The organism is Phyllobacterium sp. (assembly GCF_037994405.1).
Lineage (GTDB): Bacteria > Pseudomonadota > Alphaproteobacteria > Rhizobiales > Rhizobiaceae > Phyllobacterium.
Map to the genome: position 1 here is coordinate 1 of NZ_JBBNAN010000062.1, position 4,400 is coordinate 4,400.

The 4,400-nt window shown below is 61.5% G+C and carries 6 protein-coding genes; 5 read left to right on the forward strand and 1 reads right to left on the reverse strand.

Translation table 11 applies throughout. From position 1 onward, the window contains the following. Positions 1-89, forward strand: an 89-nt coding sequence (locus tag AAAC48_RS03720) for an SDR family oxidoreductase (RefSeq protein WP_340652882.1), incomplete at its 5' end; no start/stop codon positions are given. Between the two features lie 213 nt (positions 90-302). Beyond that, entirely contained in the window at positions 303-902 is a 600-nt protein-coding gene (locus AAAC48_RS03725; RefSeq protein ID WP_340652878.1) for an NAD(P)-binding domain-containing protein, read from the forward strand. Between the two features lie 445 nt (positions 903-1,347). On the opposite strand, the gene AAAC48_RS03730 is transcribed toward AAAC48_RS03725, so the two are convergent. Further along, complete coding sequence (locus tag AAAC48_RS03730) at positions 1,348-1,932, reverse strand: TetR/AcrR family transcriptional regulator (protein WP_340652879.1); 585 nt, start codon at positions 1,930-1,932, stop codon at positions 1,348-1,350. A 107-nt stretch (positions 1,933-2,039) separates the two neighbouring features. On the opposite strand from AAAC48_RS03730, the gene AAAC48_RS03735 reads away from it, so the two are divergent. The 3 genes from AAAC48_RS03735 to AAAC48_RS03745 all read left to right on the forward strand — a co-directional run. Continuing rightward, the gene (locus tag AAAC48_RS03735) at positions 2,040-2,852 is read left to right on the forward strand and encodes an oxidoreductase (protein ID WP_340652880.1); all 813 of its coding nucleotides are present in this window, start codon (positions 2,040-2,042) and stop codon (positions 2,850-2,852) included. Positions 2,853-2,938: 86 nt separating this feature from the next. Beyond that, positions 2,939-3,802, forward strand: a complete 864-nt coding sequence (locus tag AAAC48_RS03740) for an alpha/beta hydrolase (protein ID WP_340652883.1) — start codon at positions 2,939-2,941, stop codon at positions 3,800-3,802. Between the two features lie 66 nt (positions 3,803-3,868). Then, a partial coding sequence (locus AAAC48_RS03745; RefSeq protein WP_340652881.1) for an NADP-dependent oxidoreductase occupies positions 3,869-4,400 on the forward strand: 532 nt, incomplete at its 3' end.

Consider the following 4,400-nt stretch of genomic DNA (forward strand, 5'->3'; position numbering starts at 1 on the left):
CGGCGGCCGCGCTGTTTCTCGCTTCAGACGATTCGAGCTTCGTGAATGGAGTCGAGCTGTCTGTCGACGGCGGCTTCTCGGCCATCTGAAATTGTGGATCGCGGGAAGCGGCTGACCGTCCGGCCGCGCGAAAGTCGTTCACGGCAGGACGACTACGCGTCAATTCAGGAATTCAAATCGATGACGCGCATCGCTTGGCGTGGCGGTCCGAAGATCTCGCAAAGGTCGCCACGCAGCGAAAGGTATAACCCAGGGCCGTTGAGGGCCCGGGAATCAATATCAACACGGATTGGAGAAGTATTATGAGCTATGCGATTGTAGGATTCGGTGCCGTAGGCCAGGCTCTCGCCCACGCCTTCGCCCGTAAAAACATCAAGGTGGCCGTCGCGAGCCGCCGGCCGCCCGAGGCGTTGGCGCCGCAGGCTCGGGCGATTGGACCGACTGTCGTCGCCAAGTCGCTGCGGGAAGCACTCGAGGCCGACACAATCATCCTGGCGGTCCCGTTCGGGGAGCATCGCGAGGTTGCGAAGGTCCTGCCGAGCTGGAAAGGCAAGACGGTTATCGACGCGATGAACGCGTTTCCTGTCCCTGAAGAGCTGGACGGCCTCCCGTCCTCCGCCTTCGTCGCAAAGGCGTTCACCGGTGCCAGGTTCGTGAAAGGTTTCAATCACTTGATTGCAGCTACCCTGGCTACCGATCCGGTCGTCGAGGGCGGCCACCGGGTCGTCTTTCTGTCGAGCGACGACGAGGACGCGATCGCTCCCGTGGCGGCCTTGGCCAAACAGCTCGGGTTCGCACCCGTCAAGCTCGGAAAGCTCAACGAGGGTGGCGCGCTGGTGCACGCACGCGGCCGCACTTGGGGCCAGCTTATCTTCCAGGATTTGTTCAAGAAGGAGCAGTAACGGATTAACTGTCCACTGTCAGAGGTGCTGCTTGAGCGGGCCCTGTCCAGGAGAGTCCACGCGGGATAAGTCATAATCCGAAGCGGCGAGGGCTTCGACGTCCCGTTTCCACCCCAAGCGAATCTCAGAAGGTCGGCTAACCAGACAGCGGCCGTGGCGGCGCCATCTCCTGATCAGGTTTTTGCACAGCCTGTCCCGCAACGCCCCTATAGAGACGGAAGGTGTAGGTGGGTTTTCCGTGACGGACGGGGCGGTGTTCGAACGCGTGCGCCGAAATAGTCGGCTGCACTTCGGCGGCATAACTATGTCTGCTTTTGGAAGGCGGTCGACGCAGCTCGAACGGCGCCATTGAAGGCGCCTTGCAGCTTCGGCCTCGGATATTCAATAGCGGGCCTTCACGCCGGTGCGAGCATCTATCCCTGGCAGGCAGTCCGCTCCCTACACGTCAGGACGCCACTTCGTCCGGTCGCGGCTGGATTAGCGTCCGTGCCGCAGATTTCCCCGCCGAGAGGATGCGGTCCGACAATTCCGTTCCTTCCACGGCGCGGGCCAATTGAAGCGCGCCGATGAGGGTCGAAAAGACGCCCAGCGCAACGGCTTCCGAATCCTCGGTCTTCGGAAGAGCTTCAGCTATCTGGCGCACCAGGGTTTGAAGACGCTCGGCATAGAGGTTCCTCGTCTCGGACGGCTGACGCGCAATTTCCGGCAACAACGCGGCAGAGGCGCAGCCCTTTCCCGGATTGTCCCGGTGCTCAGCCGATAGATACGCCTCTATGGCCATCTCCGGGCCATCGGAGGCCAGCGCTTCCTGCAATTGATGCGATTGAGTCTCGAGAGCCGCCGCCATGCTTTCGCGGACAAGCTCCGCCTTGGACTGAAAGTGCGGATAGAAGGCCCCGTTGGTCAACCCGGCGTCGCTCATGATGGTTGCAAGCCCCGACGCCGCGATGCCGTCACATCGAAAACGTTCTGCGGCGACCTCCATGATCCGGCTGCGTGACGCGTCCTTTCGGCCCTTTTCGTAGCGCATGGTCTTTCATTCCTGTCCTGCTATTGCATTATGTTCATAATCTGATATTACAATCATAATTCAATTCGTGGAAAAAAGCTAGACCTCTTGGACCTGGAGCATCAAAAATGAATGGGAATTCTGGAAAAACCGCAATCGTGACCGGCGCCTCCTCGGGCATCGGCCGCGCCAGCGCCGCGGCCCTGGCGCGGGCGGGCTTCACTGTCTTCGGAACGAGCCGCAAGGCCGGCAACGGCCCGGAGGGGGTGACCATGCTGGTTTGCGACGTGACCGACGGTGAGGCTGTTACTGCACTCGTTTCGACGGTGCTCTCGCAGACCGGCCGGATCGACCTCTTGGTCAACAATGCTGGTGTCGGGCTGCTTGGAGGCGCCGAGGAATTCTCGATCGCTCAGGTGCAGGCCCTGTTCGACGTCAATCTGTTCGGCGTCATCCGCATGACCAATGCCGTGCTGCCGTCAATGCGGCGGCGCGGCGAAGGGCGCATCATCAACATCGGTTCGGTGTTGGGTCTCGTACCTGCGCCGTATTCGGCACACTATTCGGCGGTCAAGCACGCGCTCGAGGGCTATTCGGAATCGCTCGATCACGAGGTTCGTGCCTTCAATATTCGCGTCTCAGTCATCGAGCCTGCATTCGTTCGCACCGTCTTCGACCAGAATGGGATTGAGCCGGATTCCGTGTTGAAGGAATACGATCGGGCTCGGGCCGGGGTCGCCGCGCTCCTTCGCGATGTGATGCCTGTAGCCGATCGGCCAGAAGTGGTGGCGGAGGTAATCGTCAAGGCGGCGACCGACGCCCGTCCGCGGCGGCGCTATACCGCTGGTAAGGCAGCCCGCCAGGTCAGCCTGCTGCGCCGCTTCGCCCCTGCAGAGATGTTCGACAAGAGCTTGCGAAAGCAGTTCCGCTTGCCGGTCTGACGGGCGGCGAAACAGAGGAGTTCATGCACATGACACGGACAACCGCAATACGACTCGCGGAGCCCGACAAAACGCAGGCGCCAGGAATGACAAATGCATTCCAGCCGCCCCGTTCGCAGGCACTGTACCAGGATGCACCGACACGCTCTGTCGATGTCGGCGGCACGGCATTTGTTTATCGGGAGCTCGGGCCTAGGATTGGCGTGCCGGTGATCCTGCTCAACCATCTCGCGGCTCAGCTGGACAACTTCGATCCGCGCATCGTCGATGGCCTCGCCGCAACGCGGCGTGTGATTGCCTTCGACAATCGCGGCATCGGCGCTTCGGGCGGCAAGACGCCGACAACCGTTTCCGAGATGGCGCGGGACGCGGTCGCCTTTATCCGGGCACTGGGGTTCGAGGAAGTCGATCTCTTCGGCTTTTCACTCGGCGGCTTCGTGGCGCAGGAGATTGTGCTGACCGAGCCCAAGCTTGTGCGCAAGCTCATCCTGGCCGGCACCGGGCCGGCCGGTGGCGAAGGCATCGACAAGGTGACGCCGCTGACGATCGTCGACATGATCAAGGGTGCGCTGACTCTTCGGGATCCGAAATACTATCTCTTCTTCACGAGGACGGCGAATGGGCGCCGTGCCGCCAAAGCATTCCTGCAGCGGCTGACGGAGCGCCAGGCCGACCGCGACAAGCCGGTATCGCTGAGCGCGTTCGGCGCCCAGCACAAGGCGATCAAGGCTTACGGACTGCAGGCGCCGCAAGACCTGAGCGCCATCCGCATTCCTGCGCTGGTTGCGAACGGCGATCACGACAGGATGGTGCCAAGCGGCAACACCCACGATCTCGCCCGGCGTATCCCTGGGGCGCAACTGGTTATCTATCCGGATGCCGGGCATGGCGGCGTGTTCCAGAACCACGCCGATTTCGTCCCCAAAGCCCTGTCCTTCCTCGAGGCCTGACGCCTCTTTCTCCGGGGCGGTTTTTCGTCCCGGAACATCAACAAACACTTTCAGAAAGTCACTGCCATGAAGGCATTCGTCGTCGATAAATATAATAAGAAGGGCATTCTGCGGTTGGCCGAGATGCCAGAGCCGGAACTGGGGGACAACGATGTCCTGGTCGAGGTCCATGCCGCAGGGGTGAACCTGCTCGATTCCAAGATCAGAACCGGAGAGTTCAAGCTCATCCTGCCCTATCGCCGACCCTTCATCCTGGGCCACGACGTGGCCGGGAGGGTTATCCGCGTGGGATCGAAAGTCCGCAAATTCAAAGCCGGCGACGATGTCTATGCGCGGCCGCGCGATGGCCGGATCGGGACATTCGCCGAATTCATTGCCGTGAATGAAGCCGACGTGGCCCTGAAGCCTGAGAGCCTCAGCATGGAAGAGGCAGCCTCGATCCCTCTGGTCGGTCTGACTGCCTGGCAGGCGCTCATCGAAAGGGCAAACCTGAAGAAAGGACAGAAGGTCTTCATTCAGGCCGGCTCCGGCGGCGTGGGGACATTCGCCATCCAGCTGGCAAAGCATCTCGGCGCGACCGTTGCGACCACTGCGAGCG

Excerpts from the sequence above, each read along its gene's own strand:
- AAAC48_RS03740 (WP_340652883.1), top strand. The coding sequence starts at position 2,939 with ATGACAAATGCATTCCAGCCGCCCCGTTCGCAGGCACTGTACCAGGAT.
- AAAC48_RS03725 (WP_340652878.1), top strand. The coding sequence starts at position 303 with ATGAGCTATGCGATTGTAGGATTCGGTGCCGTAGGCCAGGCTCTCGCC.
- AAAC48_RS03730 (WP_340652879.1), bottom strand. The coding sequence starts at position 1,932 with ATGCGCTACGAAAAGGGCCGAAAGGACGCGTCACGCAGCCGGATCATG.
- AAAC48_RS03735 (WP_340652880.1), top strand. The coding sequence starts at position 2,040 with ATGAATGGGAATTCTGGAAAAACCGCAATCGTGACCGGCGCCTCCTCG.